The 18227-nt window shown below is 71.1% G+C and carries 14 protein-coding genes; 11 read left to right on the forward strand and 3 right to left on the reverse strand.

The window, feature by feature from the left end; all coding sequences use genetic code 11:
* Window positions 1-180 precede the first annotated feature (180 nt).
* Window positions 181-1137 carry an aldo/keto reductase gene (locus OG408_RS28135; protein ID WP_285567213.1) on the reverse strand — a complete coding sequence of 319 codons (957 nt, stop codon included), beginning with the start codon at window positions 1135-1137 and terminating at the stop codon, window positions 181-183.
* Between the two features lie 113 nt (window positions 1138-1250).
* On the opposite strand from OG408_RS28135, the gene OG408_RS28140 reads away from it, so the two are divergent.
* From OG408_RS28140 to OG408_RS28175, 8 genes are all read left to right on the forward strand, one after another.
* A complete protein-coding gene (locus tag OG408_RS28140) occupies window positions 1251-2213 on the forward strand; it encodes a 2-hydroxyacid dehydrogenase (RefSeq protein ID WP_326672649.1) in 963 nt (320 codons plus the stop codon).
* 336 nt (window positions 2214-2549) lie between these two features.
* Window positions 2550-5330: a putative bifunctional diguanylate cyclase/phosphodiesterase gene (locus OG408_RS28145; RefSeq protein WP_326674604.1), complete on the forward strand. Its 2781-nt coding sequence runs from the start codon at window positions 2550-2552 to the stop codon at window positions 5328-5330.
* A gap of 217 nt (window positions 5331-5547) precedes the next feature.
* Complete coding sequence (locus OG408_RS28150) at window positions 5548-7404, forward strand: acetolactate synthase large subunit (protein WP_266783177.1); 1857 nt, start codon at window positions 5548-5550, stop codon at window positions 7402-7404.
* A 23-nt stretch (window positions 7405-7427) separates the two neighbouring features.
* On the forward strand, window positions 7428-7955 hold the full coding sequence (gene ilvN, locus OG408_RS28155; protein WP_266783179.1) for an acetolactate synthase small subunit: 528 nt from the start codon (window positions 7428-7430) through the stop codon (window positions 7953-7955).
* Window positions 7956-8062: 107 nt separating this feature from the next.
* A complete protein-coding gene (gene ilvC, locus OG408_RS28160) occupies window positions 8063-9064 on the forward strand; it encodes a ketol-acid reductoisomerase (RefSeq protein WP_266783181.1) in 1002 nt (333 codons plus the stop codon).
* 277 nt (window positions 9065-9341) lie between these two features.
* Window positions 9342-10934, forward strand: coding sequence for a phosphoglycerate dehydrogenase (gene serA / locus OG408_RS28165; protein ID WP_266783183.1), 1593 nt, complete (start codon window positions 9342-9344; stop codon window positions 10932-10934).
* A 79-nt stretch (window positions 10935-11013) separates the two neighbouring features.
* Window positions 11014-11622, forward strand: a complete 609-nt coding sequence (locus OG408_RS28170) for a TetR/AcrR family transcriptional regulator (protein ID WP_326672652.1) — start codon at window positions 11014-11016, stop codon at window positions 11620-11622.
* A 101-nt stretch (window positions 11623-11723) separates the two neighbouring features.
* Window positions 11724-12251, forward strand: a complete 528-nt coding sequence (locus OG408_RS28175) for a hypothetical protein (RefSeq protein ID WP_326672654.1) — start codon at window positions 11724-11726, stop codon at window positions 12249-12251.
* Window positions 12252-12276: 25 nt separating this feature from the next.
* Here the strand turns inward: OG408_RS28175 and pdxR are convergent, their stop codons facing one another.
* Entirely contained in the window at window positions 12277-13695 is a 1419-nt protein-coding gene (pdxR, locus tag OG408_RS28180; protein ID WP_266783189.1) for a MocR-like pyridoxine biosynthesis transcription factor PdxR, read from the reverse strand.
* Between the two features lie 47 nt (window positions 13696-13742).
* Between pdxR and OG408_RS28185 the strand changes: the two genes are divergently transcribed.
* A complete protein-coding gene (locus OG408_RS28185; protein WP_285567110.1) occupies window positions 13743-14231 on the forward strand; it encodes a carboxymuconolactone decarboxylase family protein in 489 nt (162 codons plus the stop codon).
* A 13-nt stretch (window positions 14232-14244) separates the two neighbouring features.
* Here the strand turns inward: OG408_RS28185 and OG408_RS28190 are convergent, their stop codons facing one another.
* Window positions 14245-15387 carry a PucR family transcriptional regulator gene (locus tag OG408_RS28190; protein ID WP_266783193.1) on the reverse strand — a complete coding sequence of 381 codons (1143 nt, stop codon included), beginning with the start codon at window positions 15385-15387 and terminating at the stop codon, window positions 14245-14247.
* 183 nt (window positions 15388-15570) lie between these two features.
* Between OG408_RS28190 and OG408_RS28195 the strand changes: the two genes are divergently transcribed.
* Together OG408_RS28195 and pruA are read left to right on the forward strand one after the other, a co-directional pair.
* Window positions 15571-16497 carry a proline dehydrogenase family protein gene (locus OG408_RS28195; protein ID WP_285567113.1) on the forward strand — a complete coding sequence of 309 codons (927 nt, stop codon included), beginning with the start codon at window positions 15571-15573 and terminating at the stop codon, window positions 16495-16497.
* A gap of 38 nt (window positions 16498-16535) precedes the next feature.
* Entirely contained in the window at window positions 16536-18167 is a 1632-nt protein-coding gene (gene pruA, locus OG408_RS28200) for an L-glutamate gamma-semialdehyde dehydrogenase (RefSeq protein WP_266783197.1), read from the forward strand.
* Window positions 18168-18227: the final 60 nt, after the last annotated feature.

The raw sequence follows: 18227 nt of genomic DNA on the forward strand, positions 1-18227 counted from the left end.
CGCCCCACCGGGTCCTGCTCAGATCCGAACACCGCACCGCGCACAGCACCGATCCCTTCGACGGCCGCCTGTCTACTGTTCTTACACCGCGGCCGGGCCCAGGGTTCCCGATGCCCGCGGACTTTCTCGCTCGGCGATCAATGTGCAGCGGCCAACGACCGGCGGCCGGTGTCCGGGCGCTCAGTCCCACGACTCCCGCGCGGCCGGCAGCCGGTCGATCTCCGCGAGGTCCTGCGGCGTCAGCGCCAGCGCGGCGGCTCCCGCGTTCTCGACCGCCCAGCGCTCCTGCTTGGTCCCCGGCACCGGAACCACCTGGGGCCCCTGCCGCAGAACCCAGGCCAGCGCCACCTGTGCGGGCGTCGCCCCGTGCCGCTCGGCGATCCGCCGCAGCCCCACCACCACCGGCTGGTTCGCCGCCATCATCTCGGCGGTGAACCGCGGATGCCTGGCCCGCAGGTCCGCCGGCTCGAATCCCTGCCCCGGAGTGAGCGTCCCCGTCAGATAGCCGCTGCCCAGCGGCATCGCCGCCAGCACCCCGACCCCGCGCGCCGTACACCACGGAACGAGCTCCTCCAGCGCCTGCGGCGACCACACGGAGAGCTCCGCCTGCACCGCGCTCACCGGGAAGACCTGCTGGACCCGCTCCAGCTGCCGGATCGTTTCGTCGTGCATCCGGGCCCCCGGCCGGCGAGCGGCCCTGGCACCGACCGCACACAGCCCGAGCGCCCGCACCTTGCCCGCGTTCACCAACTCGGCCATCGCGCCCCACGTCTCCTCGACGGGCACCTCGGGGTCGGCCCGGTGGAGCTGGTACAGATCGATCACATCGGTCTGCAGCCGCCGCAGCGAGGCGTCGCAGGCCCGTCGCACATAGCCGGGGCGGCCGTTGGCCACGATGTGCTGATCGCCCACCAGCAGACCGCACTTGGTGGACAGGAAGGCCTGCTCCCGGCGCCCCTTCAGAGCCCGGCCCACCAGCAGCTCATTGGTGAACGGGCCGTACATGTCGGCCGTGTCCAGCAGGTCGACGCCCGCGTCGAGCGCCGCGTGCACCGCGCGCAGCGCACCGTCACCACGCTGCCGCGAGGCGCTGTACGCCCAGCTCATCGGCATGCAGCCGAGACCGACCGCACCCACGGCGAGCGCCGCCGCACCGAGACTCCTGCGCTCCAACTCCCCGAACCCTCCCTCGCACCGCACCCCCAAAGCTAACCTCTGCACCCCGCCGGGCTTCGCATAGCCTCCTGACCATGACTTCCACCACGCATTCCGCCACGGTCCCTGACGTCTGGCTGCCCATTCCGGCCGACGAGATCGAGGGACTTCCCGAGGGCCTCAACTACCGTCTGTGGGACGGTGCCCAGGACTACCCCGCCGACCCCGCGCACTGCGCCTTCTACGTCGTCCCCTACATGAAGGGGCCCCGGATCGCGGTCCGTCCGCTCGGCGACATGAGCGGGGTCCGGGTCGTGCAGACGCTGTCCGCGGGCATCGACCACGTGGAGCCGGGGCTCGGCCTGCTGCCCGCGGGCGTGCAGTTGTGCAACGCCAAGGGGGTGCACGAGGCGTCCACCGCCGAACTCACCCTCGCGCTGATCCTCGCCTCGCTGCGCGGCTTCCCCGGGTTCGTGCACGGCCAGGACAAGGAGGAGTGGCGGTCCGGCTTCTACCCGGCGCTCGCCGACAAGTCCGTGCTGATCGTCGGGTACGGATCGATCGGCTCGGCCATCGAGGACCGGCTCGCGCCCTTCGAGTGCGCGCGGGTGGCGCGCGTCGCGCGCTCCGCGCGGACAACCGCACGCGGCCCCGTACACACACTCGACGACCTGCCCGCGCTGCTGCCCGAGGCCGACATCGTCATTCTGTCCACCCCGCTGAACCCGTCCACGCAGGGGCTGGTCGGCGCGGACTTCCTCGCCGCGATGCCCGCCGGGGCGCTGCTGGTGAACGTGGCCCGCGGTGGAGTCGTCGACACCAAGGCCCTGTTGTCCGAACTCGAGTCCGGCCGGCTGCGTGCCGCGCTCGATGTCACCGACCCGGAACCGCTCCCTTCCGGCCACGCCCTCTGGCATGCTCCGAACGTCCTGATCACCCCGCACGTCGGCGGCAGCACCTCGGCGTTCCTGCCGCGCGCCAAGCGTCTGATCGCCGGACAGGTCAGCCGTTTCGCCGCGGGGGAGCAGGTGCACAACGTCGTTCGCACCACCGGCTGAACACGCTGCGGACACGCTCCGTCCCCCTCCGTGGCGACAACTCCGCAGGTCGTCACGGAGAGTATAGGAACTATGTCCCTGTGTGACGAGTCTGGTGTATCGTCCCGAAAGGGGTGCTGCGCCGTGGCAGGGGCGGCGCCGGGGAGGAAGCCACACGCGAGGGGGGCGACGGGCGATGTACGGCCGATGGGTGAACGATCCGACACGACCAGGTGGCCGGCGGCGGCCGCCGGTGCGTCCCGCGCGCCGGCGCCGCAGCCGGCAGGCGACGTCCGGGGCGCCCCGGTGAGCGCCCCGGCGAGCACCCGCGGAGCGGTCGTGGCCCCTCGGCCGGCCATGGGCCCGACGCCCGCGCTGGTCCCGCAGGTCTTCCTCGGACTCGTCTGCGCCGGATACGGGGTGGGTGCCGCCACGGGCTGGGGATCGGCCCGACTCGCGCTGTTCATGGGGGACTTCGGGCTGAGCGCCGCCGCCCTGGTCGCCGCCGTCTCCTGCTTCCTGTTCGCCCGCTCCGCGGACAACAGGTTCCGGCCCGCCTGGCTGCTGTTCTCCGCCTCCTCGCTGATGGCCGCGGGGGGCAACGGGGTGTGGGGCTGGTACGAGGTCGTGCGGGAGGTCCCGGTGCCCAGCCCCTCCCTCGCCGACGTGTTCTTCCTCTGCTTCGCCCCGCCCGCCATCGTGGGCCTGCTCGTTCTCGCCAAGCGACCCGTCACCCGGGCCGGCTGGGTCTGTCTGGTCCTCGACTCCTGGCTGATCGGCGGATCGCTCCTCACGCTCTCCTGGAGCCTCGCCCTCGCGCACACCGCGCACATGGCGGACGTCGAGGGTGCCAGCGTCGCCCGCGCGGCCCTCTCGCTGGCCTATCCGCTGCTCGACATCGTGCTCGTCTCCATGGTCCTGGCGCTGCACTTCCGCCGCTCCAACGTCAACCGCGCCGCGGTGAACACCGCCATCGCCGCACTCGCCCTCACGGTCCTGTGCGACGCCCTGTTCACCTCGCCGCTGCTGCGCCAGACCTACCACTCCGGCCAGTTGCTCGACGCCGGCTGGTTCGCCGGGTCGCTGCTCCTCGCTTACGCCCCCTGGGGCGCCGGCCGGGAGGGGGAGGCCGTGAGCGGGGACGGGCAGCGGTCCGTGTCCCGCCCCATCGCCGGTTCGCTGGCCGCGCTGACGCCGTATCTCGCCGCCGCCGTCTGCACCCTGGGCATCCTCTACAACGTCATCGAGGGCCGCCGGGTGGACCGCGTCGTGGTCTTCACCGGGTGCACGGTGGTGCTCGCCCTGGTCGTCCGGCAGGGCATCATGCTCGTGGACAACATCGCCCTCACCCAGGAACTGGCGCAGAAGGAGAACCACTTCCGCTCCCTGGTGCAGGGCTCCAGCGACGTCATCATGATCGCCGCACCGACCGGCATACTCCGCTACGTCAGTCCCGCCGCCTCCGGTGTCTACGGGCGCGAGGCCGACGACCTCATCGGTGCCGAGCTCGCCTCCATCATCCATCCCGAGGACCTGGGGCGGGTGGTCCACGAAGTGCGGCGGTTCCTCGCCGCCCCGCCCGGCGAGGAACCCACCACCCGCATCGAGTGCCGCTTCCGCTCCGGCACCGGCGACTGGCTGAACGTCGAGTCCACCGTCAACCGCCACCAGGGCGGCCTGATCCTCAACAGCCGGGACGTGACCGAACGGGTCAGGCTCCAGGCCCAGTTGCAGCACAACGCGGAGCACGACCCGCTCACCGACCTGCCCAACCGGGCGCTGTTCACCGACCGGGTCCGCCAGGGGCTCGGCGGCCGCCGGGCGGGGGACGCGGGCACCGCCGTCCTCTTCATCGACCTCGACGGCTTCAAGGCGGCCAACGACCGCCTCGGCCACCAGGCCGGCGACGAGCTCCTGATCCAGGCCGCCCGCCGCCTCCAGGACTCCGTGCGGACGGGGGACACGGCGGCCCGCCTCGGCGGGGACGAGTTCGCCGCCCTCATCGTCGGCGACGGCGGGCGCGACCAGACGGCCCGCGAGTACCAGGTCCACGAGATCGCCGACCGGCTGCGCCTCACGCTCTCCCAGCCCTACCGGATCGGCGCCGGCGAGGTCCGGGTCACCGCCTCCATCGGCGTCGCCTTCGCCGAGCCCGGCATCACCCCCAACGACCTCATGCGCAACGCCGACCTCGCCATGTACCGCGCCAAGGCGGGCGGCAAGGACCGCGTCGAGCTGTACGCCCCGCAGATGCAGGCCGAGGTGGTGCGCCGCACCGAGCTGGCGGCCCGGCTCCGCACCGCCCTGCGCGACGGCGAGTTCGCGCTGCTCCACCAGCCCGTGGTGCACCTGGCCACGGGCACCGTCGCCGCCGTCGCCGCACAGGCCCGGTGGCGCTCCGCGCAGGGCATCCTGTTCACGCCCGCCGAATTCCTCCGCGTGGCCGAGGACAGCGACCGCACCGCGGAGCTGGGCCGCTGGCTCCTGGAAGAGGCCGTGGAGCAGGCCGCTGACCGGTCCAGGGCCGGTCATCAGGTCTCCGTCGCCGTCCGGCTCTCCGCCCGCCGGCTGCTCGACAAGGGCCTCCCGTTCGGCTCCGTCGAGGCCTTGCTGACCCGGTACGGGCTGCCGTCCGGGGCGCTGATGATCGAGGTCGCCGACAGCGACCCCCGGGTCTCCTTCGACGAGCTGGAGCAGCGCCTGGTCGCCCTGCGGAGGCTCGGTGTACGCATCGCGCTCGACGGCTTCGGCAGTGGGTACGCCGCGATCAACGCCCTGCGCCGGCTCCCCATCGACGTACTGAAACTGGACCGCGGACTGGTCGAGGGCGTCGTCGAGTCCGCCCGGCTGCACAAGATCACCAGCGGGCTGCTGCGGATCGCCTGCGATCTCGGCATGCAGTCCGTGGCCGACGGCGTCGACGTCCCGGAACAGGTCCTCGCGCTGCGCGCCATGGGCTGTACGCACGGCCAGGGCATGGCCTTCTCCGGGCCGCTGGACGAGTACCGGCTGCGCCGCGCCCTGGTCCGGGGCGAGTTCCCGGTGCCCGGTTCCCCGGCCGCTCAGCCGGTCCTGGCGGGCGGCTCGATTCCGCTGCTCACCGGATCACATGCTGAGACGCCCGTCCCACCCACTTGACACGCCGAGTGCGTCGGAGAGAGGGTCAATGCCATGCGCACCCGAATTCTCGTACTTGGAAAGCGCGTCGGCTGAAGCAGAGTTCCTCGATGACACTCTGCAGACCGCACCGGCGCGCTCCCCTCGCTTGCCTCACGGCACGAGGGGTTTTTTGTTGCACCGGCACCACGCAAACCATCGCAAAACACTCGCAAAAACCCTCAGCTTCGAGAAGAGAATGCCGATGACCGAGCAGGCCACCGGGGCCCACCATCCCCAGCCGCGGGCCCGTAACGGCGGATCGTCCACCGCCACCGTTGAGCACGTCACGGGTGCGCAGTCCCTCATCCGCTCCCTCGAGGAGGTGGGGGCCGACACGGTATTCGGCATTCCCGGCGGCGCCATCCTTCCGGCGTACGACCCGATGATGGACTCGCAGCGGGTCCGTCACGTGCTGGTCCGCCACGAGCAGGGCGCGGGCCACGCGGCCACCGGCTACGCACAGGCCACCGGCAAGGTCGGCGTCTGCATGGCCACCAGCGGCCCGGGCGCCACCAACCTGGTCACTCCGATCGCCGACGCGTACCTGGACTCGGTGCCGATCGTCGCGATCACCGGCCAGGTGGCCTCCGCCGCCATCGGCACCGACGCCTTCCAGGAAGCCGACATCTGCGGCATCACGATGCCGGTCACCAAGCACAACTTCCTGGTCACCAAGGCCGAGGACATCCCGCACACGATCGCCGAGGCCTTCCACATCGCCGCCTCCGGCCGTCCGGGACCCGTCCTGGTCGACATCGCCAAGGACGCGCTCCAGGCGAAGACCACCTTCAGCTGGCCGCCGGTGATGGACCTGCCGGGCTACCGCCCGGTGACCAAGCCGCACGCCAAGCAGATCCGCGAGGCCGCCAAGCTCATCACCCAGGCCAAGCGCCCGGTCCTGTATGTGGGCGGCGGCGTCATGAAGGCCGGGGCCACCGCCGAACTCAAGGTGCTGGCCGAGCTGACCGGAGCGCCCGTCACCACCACCCTGATGGCGCTCGGCTCCTTCCCCGACAGCCACCCGCTGCACGTGGGAATGCCCGGTATGCACGGTGCGGTCACCGCCGTCACCGCGCTGCAGAAGGCCGACCTGATCGTCGCCCTCGGCGCCCGCTTCGACGACCGGGTCACCGGCAAGCTGGACAGCTTCGCGCCGTACGCCAAGATCGTCCACGCCGACATCGACCCGGCGGAGATCGGCAAGAACCGCGCGGCCGACGTCCCGATCGTCGGTGATGCCCGCGAGGTCATCGCCGACCTCGTCCAGGCGGTCCAGGCCGAGCACACCGAGGGCCACACGGGCGACTACGCCGCCTGGTGGAAGGACCTCAACCGGTGGCGCGACACCTACCCGGTCGGCTACGACCTGCCGGAGGACGGCAGCCTCTCGCCGCAGCAGGTCATCCAGCGCGTCGGTGAACTGGCCCCGCCGGACACGATCTTCGCGGCGGGCGTCGGCCAGCACCAGATGTGGGCCTCGCACTTCATCAAGTACGAGCAGCCCGCCACCTGGCTGAACTCCGGCGGCGCGGGCACGATGGGCTACGCGGTCCCGGCCGCGATGGGCGCCAAGGCAGGCATGCCGGACCGCACGGTCTGGGCGATCGACGGCGACGGCTGCTTCCAGATGACCAATCAGGAACTCACCACCTGCGCGCTCAACAACATCCCGATCAAGGTCGCCATCATCAACAACGGCGCACTCGGGATGGTCCGCCAGTGGCAGACCCTGTTCTACAACCAGCGGTACTCCAACACCGTGCTGCACTCCGGCGCCGACACCGACGGCAACGCGGCGAAGGGCACCCGGGTGCCCGACTTCGTCAAGCTGTCCGAGGCCATGGGCTGCTACGCGATCCGCTGCGAGGACCCGGCCGACCTGGACAAGGTCATCGCCGAGGCCAACTCGATCAACGACCGCCCGGTCGTCATCGACTTCATCGTCCACGAGGACGCCATGGTGTGGCCGATGGTCGCCGCCGGCACCTCGAACGACGAGGTCATGGCAGCCCGCGGCGTCCGTCCCGACTTCGGCGACAACGAAGACGACTGAGAGACAGAGAGAGACCGACTTCCATGTCCACCAAGCACACGCTCTCCGTCCTGGTCGAGAACAAGCCCGGTGTCCTCGCCCGGATCACGGCCCTGTTCTCCCGCCGCGGCTTCAACATCGACTCGCTCGCGGTCGGTACCACCGAACACCCCGACATCTCCCGCATCACCATCGTCGTGAATGTCGACGACCTGCCCCTGGAGCAGGTCACCAAGCAGCTCAACAAGCTGGTCAACGTCCTGAAGATCGTCGAACTCGAGCCGTCCGCTGCGATCCAGCGTGAGCTCGTCCTGGTGAAGGTCCGCGCCGACAACGAGACCCGCTCCCAGATCGTCGAGATCGTCCAGCTGTTCCGCGCCAAGACCGTGGACGTCTCCCCGGAGGCCGTCACGATCGAGGCGACCGGCGGCGCCGACAAGCTGGAGGCGATGCTCAAGATGCTGGAGCAGTTCGGCATCAAGGAGCTCGTCCAGTCCGGCACCATCGCCATAGGACGTGGCGCGCGCTCGATCACCGACCGGTCGCTGCGCGCTCTCGACCGCACGGCATAAACCATTCCGGGTCCGCCGCGCCGCTCGTATGGCGAGACCCGAAAACGTAACTGACGCACCCCGCCGTACGGTGGGACGCAACACCTGCACACCAAGGAGAAGACCCAGTGGCCGAGCTGTTCTACGACGACGATGCCGACCTGTCCATCATCCAGGGCCGCAAGGTCGCGGTCCTTGGTTACGGCAGCCAGGGCCACGCCCACGCGCTGTCGCTGCGCGACTCGGGTGTCGACGTCCGTGTCGGTCTGCACGAGGGCTCCAAGTCCAAGGCCAAGGCCGAGGAGCAGGGCCTGCGCGTGGTGACCCCGGCCCAGGCGTCCGCCGAGGCCGACGTCATCATGATCCTGGTTCCGGACCCGATCCAGGCCCAGGTCTACGAGGAGTCCGTCAAGGACAACCTCAAGGACGGCGACGCGCTGTTCTTCGGCCACGGCCTGAACATCCGCTTCGGCTTCATCAAGCCGCCGGCCGGCGTCGACGTCTGCATGGTCGCCCCGAAGGGCCCGGGCCACCTGGTCCGCCGCCAGTACGAGGAGGGCCGCGGCGTTCCGTGCATCGTGGCCGTGGAGCAGGACGCCACGGGCAAGGGCCTGGAGCTCGCCCTCTCGTACGCCAAGGGCATCGGCGGCACCCGCGCCGGCGTCATCAAGACGACGTTCACCGAGGAGACCGAGACCGACCTCTTCGGCGAGCAGGCCGTTCTCTGCGGTGGCACCGCCGCCCTGGTGAAGGCCGGTTTCGAGACCCTCACCGAGGCCGGCTACCAGCCGGAGATCGCGTACTTCGAGTGCCTCCACGAGCTGAAGCTCATCGTGGACCTCATGTACGAGGGCGGCCTGGAGAAGATGCGCTGGTCGATCTCGGAGACCGCCGAGTGGGGCGACTACGTCACCGGCCCGCGGATCATCACGGACGCCACCAAGGCCGAGATGAAGAAGGTCCTCACCGAGATCCAGGACGGCACCTTCGCCAACGCCTGGATGGCCGAGTACCACAACGGTCTGCCCAAGTACAACGAGTACAAGAAGGCCGACAGCGACCACCTGCTGGAGACCACCGGCCGTGAGCTCCGCAAGCTCATGAGCTGGGTCAACGACGAGGACGCGTAACACCGGTGCCCGGAGGGGGCGGGCCACGGCCCGCCCCCTCCGGGCATCCGCCCTGTTTCATCCGCTGGAAGAGGCGGCGTCGTACGTGTGTACAAGTCGTCCAGCCTCATGTGGGTGATCCTTCCAACGGGGCGCAGTATGCGTCGTCGCGCATGACTACACTTCGGAACACATACACGCGTCAGGCCCACAGTGTCGTGCGTCTTCCACGCGGCAAGCCCCTCCACCGCCTGCGGCCGTCGGGACGGCCGTCCGCACTGGATCTGTGAGGACTCACGTGAGCTCGAAACCTGTCGTACTCATCGCTGAAGAGCTGTCGCCCGCCACGGTGGACGCCCTGGGACCGGACTTCGAGATCCGGCACTGCAACGGCGCGGACCGCGCCGAGCTCCTCCCCGCGATCGTCGATGTCGACGCCATCCTGGTGCGCTCCGCCACCAAGGTCGACGCCGAGGCCATCGCCGCCGCGAAGAAGCTGAAGGTCGTCGCCCGCGCGGGTGTCGGTCTGGACAACGTCGATGTCTCCTCGGCCACCAAGGCCGGCGTCATGGTCGTGAACGCCCCGACCTCCAACATCGTCACCGCCGCCGAGCTGGCCTGCGGTCTGCTCGTCGCCACCGCGCGCAACATCCCCCAGGCCAACACCGCCCTCAAGAACGGCGAGTGGAAGCGCTCCAAGTACACCGGTGTCGAGCTGAGCGAGAAGACCCTCGGTGTCGTCGGCCTCGGCCGCATCGGCGTCCTGGTCGCCCAGCGCATGTCGGCCTTCGGCATGAAGATCGTCGCGTACGACCCCTACGTCCAGCCGGCGCGCGCCGCGCAGATGGGCGTCAAGCTCCTCTCGCTGGACGAGCTGCTGGAGGTCTCCGACTTCATCACCGTGCACCTCCCCAAGACCCCGGAGACGCTCGGCCTGATCGGTGACGAGGCGCTGCACAAGGTGAAGCCCTCGGTGCGCATCGTCAACGCCGCGCGCGGCGGCATCGTCGACGAGGAGGCGCTCGCCTCCGCCCTCAAGGAGGGCCGCGTCGCCGGCGCCGGCCTCGACGTGTACACCAAGGAGCCCTGCACGGACTCCCCGCTGTTCCAGTTCGACCAGGTCGTCTGCACCCCGCACCTCGGCGCCTCCACGGACGAGGCCCAGGAGAAGGCCGGTATCGCGGTCGCCAAGTCGGTGCGCCTCGCGCTCGCCGGTGAGCTCGTGCCGGACGCGGTCAACGTCCAGGGCGGCGTCATCGCCGAGGACGTCCGTCCCGGGCTGCCGCTCGCCGAGAAGCTCGGCCGGATCTTCACCGCGCTCGCGGGCGAGGTCGCGGCCCGCCTCGACGTCGAGGTGTACGGCGAGATCACCCAGCACGACGTGAAGGTGCTCGAACTCTCCGCGCTCAAGGGCGTCTTCGAGGACGTCGTCGACGAGACCGTGTCGTACGTGAACGCTCCGCTGTTCGCGCAGGAGCGCGGTGTCGAGGTCCGCCTCACCACCAGCTCCGAGTCGCCCGACCACCGCAACGTGGTCACGGTCCGCGGCACCCTGGCCGACGGCCAGGAGGTCGCGGTGTCCGGCACGCTGGCCGGCCCCAAGCACCTCCAGAAGATCGTCGCCATCGGCGAGCACGATGTGGACCTGGCGCTCGCCGACCACATGGTCGTGCTGCGCTACGACGACCGCCCCGGTGTCGTCGGCGCGGTCGGCAAGATCCTCGGCGAGGCCGGGCTGAACATCGCGGGCATGCAGGTGTCGCGCGCCGACGTGGGCGGCGAGGCGCTCGTCGTCCTCACCGTCGACGACGACGTCCCGGCGTCGGTGCTGGCCGAGATCTCCTCGGAGATCGGCGCGGCCTCGGCCCGTTCGGTGAACCTGACCGACTGAGTTCCGCAGCTGACCAGCCGTACCCGGTATGTAGACGTGCGTCTTACACAAACGTCTGCATGCCGGGTACGCTGCTGATATGGGACATCGTGAGGATCTGCTCGAAGGCGCCAAGCGCTGCCTGCTGGAGAAGGGCTACGCCCGGACGACGGCGCGCGACATCGTGGCGGCCTCGGGGACCAATCTCGCCTCCATCGGTTACCACTACGGCTCCAAGGAGGCCCTGCTCAACCTTGCCTTCCTCAAGGTGACGGAGGAGTGGGGCGACGTGCTGTCCCGGGGCGACGAGCCCGCGAGCGGGGCGGAGGTGCCGTCCGCGCCGCTCGACCAGTTCCGGGAGACCTGGGAGCGGGTGATCGGGAGCTACGAGCAGACCAAGGCGGTCTGGCAGCTCCAGATGGAGGTCATCTCCCGGATCAACACCGACCCCGAGCTGCAGAAGGCCCTCGCGGGGCCGCAGCGCGAGGGCCGCGACGGACTCGCCGAGAACATGCTGGGCATCGACCCCGCCACCGACCCCGAGAGGGCGCGGGTGGCCGGTCTGTTCTGCCAGGCGCTGCTGGCCGGCGTCATGGTCCAGTGGCTGATGGACAGCGAATCGGCGCCCTCGGCGCAGGATCTGACGGACGGCCTGAAGGCCGTGCTGGAAGGCCGGGTCGCCCCAGCCGCCCCGGAGGACAGCCCTTAGCCTGGACCGTGCTCGCACGCTCGGTCACGTCGTCGGCGCAGGCAGGAGTTGGCACCCATGAGGCAGCGAATCCAGGAACCCCGCGGGAACGGCGGCCCGCGATGACCGCCCGGGCCGGGGAGACGTTCGACGTCGCACGGGCCGTCGCCGACATCGAGACCCTGCTCGCCTCGCCCCTGCCGGCCGCCGGCCCTGCCGTGGCCGAGGGGGACCCGGACACGGGGGAGTGGACGGTGACCGCGGGCGAGGGCTTCCGGATCGTCCCGCTCTGGGAGGGCGACGGAGACGACGACGCGGACGGCGAGGAGTGGGACGACGAGGAGGAGGCGGCCGAGGCGCGGCTGGCCTCGCTCGTCGGGGAACTGGAGGCCCGTTGGGGCGCCCACCACCCGGTGGCCGTCCACGGGGCGCTGCTCCTGCGGGAGAACGACGAACCGGTCCCGCCGCTCTTCGGGGCACTCCTCGACGAGGACTGCTACGGCGACCTGGCGGCCTGGGGGCCGGTGTCCGAGCGACGGCGCTGGGTCGGAGTGAGCGTGGGGCGCAGCGACGGGGACGCGCCCGTGGTCATGGCCGCCGTCGTCAGCGACCGCCCGATCGTCGCGCCCGACCCGCCGTCCTGGCTGTAGGCACCTTCGGCCGGGCCCGTGTCCGTCAGGCCGGCGGCAGCGCCCGGCAGAGCGCCTCCAGCGCCGCGCCGAACGCGTGGTCCGGCGGGGCGGCGTAGCCCACGACCAGGCCGTCCGGGGCCGTGGCCGGGGCTGCCGGGTGGCGGAAGCCGTCCAGCCCGTCCAGGGCGAGGCCCTGCCAGGCGGCGGCCTTGACCGTGGACTGCTCGGTGCCGGGCGGCAGCCGCAGGACCGCGTGCAGACCGGCCGCGATCCCGGTGGCCGTGATGTGCGGGGCGTGCTCGGCGAGCGCCGCGACGAGCCGGTCCCGGCGCTCGCGGTAGCTGCGGCGCATCCGGCGGACATGACGGTCGTACTGCCCCGACACGATCAGCTCGGCCAGGGTCAGCTGGTCCGGCACGCTCGCCCAGGCCTCGCGCTCGCCCTTCGCCGTCAGGACCTGCCCGACGAGCCGCTCCGGCAGCACCATCCACCCCAGCCGGATCGCCGGCGACAGGCTCTTGCTGACCGAGCCGGCGTACACGACCCGGTCCGGGTCCAGCCCCTGCACGGCACCCACCGGCTCCCGGTCGTACCGGAACTCCCCGTCGTAGTCGTCCTCCAGCACCAGCCCGCCCCGCGCGCGGGCCCAGTCGACGACGGCCGAGCGGCGCTCCGGACGCAGCGGCCCGCCGGTGGGGAACTGGTGAGCGGGCGTCAGCAGGACGCCCCGCACACCCGGCAGCCCGCCCAGTTCGTCGACGCGCGCACCGTCCTCGTCGAGCGCGAGCGGCACCGTGCGCACCGATGCGGCGTCCAGGACCGACCGGTGGAAGCCGAGCCCGTACGACTCCACCGCCAGCGGGCCGCGCAGGAGGCCGCACCCCGACAGCAGCCGCAGGGCATGGGCGAACCCGGAGCAGATCACGATCCGTCCGGGAGTGGTGCGGACCCCGCGCGAGCGGGCCAGATAGTCCGTCAGGGCGTGGCGGAGCTCGGTCCTGCCCTGCGGATCGCCGGGGCCGAAGGCGTCGTTGGGTGCCGCGTTCAGCGCGCGCCGGGCGGCGGACAGCCAGGCGGTACGGGGGAAGGAACCGGCGTCCGGCCGGCCCTGGCGCAGATCGTGCACGGGACCGGCCGGGGCGTGCGGCGCCCTCTTCGGGACCCGGGCGGGTGCCACGGGTGCGGCGCGCCGGGCGACCCGGGTCCCGGAACCCTGCCGGGCGGTCAGCCAGCCCTCGGCGACCAGTTCCGCGTAGGCGTCGGCGACGGTGTTGCGGGCCAGACCGAGATCGGCCGCGAGCGACCGGTAGGGCGGCAGCCGGGTGCCGGGGGCCAGCCTCCCGTCCCGTACGGCGTCGCGCAGCGCACGGATGAGGACGGCCCGGCGGCTGCCGGGCCCCGCCAGGTCGAGGAGCAGGTCACTGCCGATCCGCTCCGCGGAATTGACCCATGAATCCGACATGAAAGTGCACCCTACGCGAGGTCTTTGGGGCTCATAACGTAGAGGACATGACGAACAACGACACCGCAGTCAGCGCCGGCCGGGCTCCCCGCATCAACTTCGCCAAGGCCGCCCCGAAGGCCTTCAAGGCCCTCATCGGCTTCGACGCCGCCGCGCGCCAGGGCCTGGACCCCGCCCTCGTGGAACTGGTGCAGATCCGCTCCTCGCAGCTCAACGGCTGCGCGTACTGCCTGCACATGCACACCACCGACGCCCGCAAGGCGGGGGAGAGCGAGGAGCGGCTGCACATGGTGGCCGTCTGGCAGGAGGCCGCGCACTTCTTCACCGCCGAGGAGCGGGCCGCGCTGGCGCTCACCGAGGCCGTCACCCTGGTCTCCCACGGCGGGGTCCCCGACGACGTCTACGCCCGTGCCGCGGCCGTGTTCGACGAGGCCACGCTCGGCGGACTGCTGGCGCTGATCTTCACCATCAACACCTGGAACCGCATCGCCCTGTCCACCGCCAAGGTGCCGGGCACGGACGAGCGGGCCGCGTAGTCCCTCGGGTGCCTCAGAGCCGGGCGGACTTCAGCGCCATGTGCAGCAGCAGCCGGTCCTCGCCGTCGTTCAGGTCGAGGCCGGTGAGCTGCTGGACCCGGGAGAGGCGGTAGTACAGCGTCTGCCGGTGGATGCCCAGCTCGGCGGCGGTCCGGGACGCCTGGCCGGCGCAGTCGAGGAACACCTCCGCGGTGCGGGCGAGGTCCCGGTGCGACGGGGTGAGCAGGGGGCGGACCGTGTGGTCCGGCAGCGTGTCCGGGGTGAGCGCGGTCAGCAGCCGGTACGGGCCGATGGCCGACCACTCGGCGACCGGGCCGAACCGGGTCTCCGCCGCGGCCGCCCGCGCCGCGGCGGATGCCTCGTGCCAGGCGTCGGCCAGCTCGGCAAGACCGCGCCGGGGCACCGCGATCCCCGCCGTGGCGGCCGCCCCACCGGTGGTGCGCAGCCGGTCGGCGGCGGTGAGCGCCGGGTCCAGGACGTCGTGCGACCGCAGCCGGACCAGCGCGGCCAGTGCCGGCGTGCCGGGACCGCCCGGGAACGGGGCGGCGGACAGGGCCGCCGCGGAGGGCACCGCGCGCGCCGACGGCGGATCGTCCGGCCACGGCGTCACGCACACCACGGTGTGCAGCCCCTCCGCGTCCGGGCCGAGCGCCTCGGCGAGCGCGGCCACCGCCATGTCGCGCTGCCAGCCGCGCCCCGCCGTGAGTACCGCGCCGAACTCCCGGGACAGGTCCGTGCCCGCCCGCGCCTCGTCGGAGAGCAGGGCCCCGATCCGGGCCGCCACCTCCATCGCCGCGTCGAGCTGCGGGTCGGTGGGTCCCGGGTCGGCGTCCAGCAGCCATACGTAACCGAGCACGACACCCCGATGGCGTACCGGCAGACAGATCCGGTCCCGGTAGACACCGGCCTCCGGGGCGGCCGGGATGCGGACGGGGCCGGTGGCGCGGGTGATGCCGAAGTTCTCGAACCAGGCGCGGACCGCCGGGGTCGAGCGGCGGGTCAGGATCGACCGGGTGCGGACCGGGTCCATCGCCGTGTCGTCGTCGCTGTCGTGGGCGCCGAAGGCGACGAGGCCGAAATCCCGGTTCTCCAGCGTCGCGGGGACACCGAGCAGCGCGGAGATCTCGTCGACCAGCTCCTGGTAATCGCCCTTCACCCGGCCATTCTCGCACCCCTTCAGACATATGTCTGAGATCCAGGGCACGGATGCGTGACAGCTGTCGATGGCACAGGATCGGAGAGATCCCTAGATTTCACGGTGGTTCTCCGTGCTGTACCGCTTATGTTCGTCATAGAGCCGCGGTACGGCTTTCGTCCGTACTTTCCGTGGAGGTGCCCCGTGCTGGGTCCCGTGATTCTCGCCGCGTCACGCAGCGACAAGATGCGCCGTTTCATCTCGGCAGCCCCGGGCACGAAGCAGGTCGTCGACCGGTTCATCGCCGGTGAGACGGTCGAGCAGGTCGTCCCGATCATCGAGGACGCCGCAGACAAGGGCCTCGAAGTCACGCTCGACGTGGTCGGTGAGGACATCACCACGCCCGCGCAGGCCGCCGCCGCGCGCGACGCCTACCTGGAGCTCGTCGGCCGCCTCAAGGACCTCGGCCTGGGCACCAGGGCCGAGATGTCCGTCAAGCTCTCGATGTTCGGCCAGGCGCTGGAGAACGGCCACGAGCTGGCCCTCGCCAACGTCCGCCCGGTCGTCGAGGCCGCCGCCGCGATCGGCACCACGGTCACCCTGGACGCCGAGGACCACACCACCCTCGACTCGATGTTCGCCATCCACGAGGAGCTGCGGAAGGACTACCCGCAGACCGGATGCGTCATCCAGGCCTACCTCTTCCGCACCGAGGACGACGCCCGCCGCCTGGCCGCCGCCGGCAGCCGCGTGCGCATCGTGAAGGGCGCCTACAAGGAGCCCGCCTCCGTCGCGTACCAGGACAAGGCCGAGATCGACAAGGCGTACGTCCGCATCCTGAAGACCCTGATGGAGGGCGAGGGCTACCCGATGATCGGGTCCCACGACCCGCGCCTGATCGCCATCGCCCAGGAGCTCGGCCGCAAGGCCGGGCGCAAGCTCGACGAGTACGAGTTCCAGATGCTGTACGGCATCCGCAGCGACGAGCACATCCGGCTCGCGGCCGAGGGACACCGCATGCGTGTCTACACCGCGTACGGCACCGACTGGTACGGCTACTTCATGCGCCGCCTCGCGGAGAAGCCGGCCAACCTGCTGTTCTTCGGCCGCTCCATCCTCACCAAGGGCTGAGCCCCCTCCACCTCTCTACCCAAGGAGCCACGGAACCCATGGACGCTGTAACCCAGGTCCCCGCGCCGGTCAACGAGCCGGTCCACTCCTACGCCCCGGGCTCTCCGGAGCGCGCCCGCCTGGAGGCCAAGCTCAAGGAGATCGGCCAGAACCCGATCGACCTGCCGATGACCATCGGCGGCGAGAAGCGGATGGGCGGCGGCGAGCGTTTCGACGTCGTGCAGCCCCACAACCACAAGGCCGTCATCGGCACCTACGCCGGTGCCACGAAGCAGGACGCGCAGGACGCGGTCGACGCCGCCCTCGCCGCCGCTCCGGCCTGGCGCGCGATGGCCTTCGACGACCGCGCCGCGATCATCCTGCGCGCCGCCGAGCTGCTCTCCGGCCCCTGGCGCGAGACGCTGGCCGCCTCCACGATGCTCGGCCAGGGCAAGACCGCCCAGCAGGCCGAGATCGACACCCCCTGCGAGCTCGTCGACTTCTGGCGCTTCAACGTGCACTACGCGCGCCAGATCCTGGCCGAGCAGCCCCCGGCCAACTCCCCGGGCGTGTGGAACCGCATGGACCACCGCCCGCTGGAGGGCTTCGTCTACGCGATCACGCCGTTCAACTTCACGGCCATCGCGGGCAACCTGCCCACCGCCCCGGCCCTCATGGGCAACGTGGTGGTCTGGAAGCCGTCCCCCACGCAGACCCACGCCGCCGTGCTGCTGATGCAGCTCCTGGAGGAGGCCGGTCTGCCCAAGGGCGTCATCAACCTGGTGACCGGTGACGGCATCGCCGTCTCCGAGGTGGCCCTGAACCACCGCGACCTGGCCGGTATCCACTTCACCGGCTCGACCCCCACCTTCCAGCACCTGTGGAAGACGGTCGGCAACAACATCGCGAAGTACCGCACCTACCCGCGTCTCGTCGGCGAGACCGGCGGCAAGGACTTCGTCGTCGCGCACCCGTCGGCCGACCACGCGATCCTGAAGACCGCGCTGACCCGCGGCTCCTTCGAATTCCAGGGCCAGAAGTGCTCGGCGTCCTCGCGCGCCTACGTCCCGGCCTCCATCTGGAACTCCGGTTTCAAGGAGAAGTTCGCGGCCGAGGTCGACTCCATCACGATGGGCGACGTCACCGACCTGTCGCACTTCATGGGTGCCGTCATCGACGACCGCGCCTTCGCGAAGAACAAGGCCGCCATCGACCGCGCCGCGGCCGACCCGGCGTGCACGATCGTCGCCGGCGGCACCTACGACGACTCGGTGGGCTACTTCGTCCGCCCGACCGTCATCGAGTGCAGCGACCCCGAGAACGAGGTCTTCACGACCGAGTACTTCGGCCCGATCCTCGCGGTCCACGTCTACGAGGACGAGAACTTCGACGCGATGCTGGAGCAGATGGAGTCGGTCTCCGACTACGCCCTGACCGGTTCCGTCATCGCGAACGACCGCGCCGCGGCCGCGTACACGATGGAGAAGCTGCGGTACGCCGCGGGCAACTTCTACATCAACGACAAGTCGACCGGTGCCGTCGTCGGCCAGCAGCCCTTCGGTGGCGGCCGCGCCTCGGGTACGAACGACAAGGCGGGCGCCCCGCAGAACCTCCAGCGCTGGACCCTGACCCGGGCCATCAAGGAGACGCTGGTCCCGCCGACCGACTACACCTACCCCCACCAGGGCTGACCGCCCTCCGGGGCGCCGCCCTCCCGGCGCCCCGTCCCGAACTCCGCCTCCCGACCGGTT

The sequence above is a fragment of the Streptomyces sp. NBC_01257 genome (assembly GCF_035917255.1).
Lineage (GTDB): Bacteria > Actinomycetota > Actinomycetes > Streptomycetales > Streptomycetaceae > Streptomyces.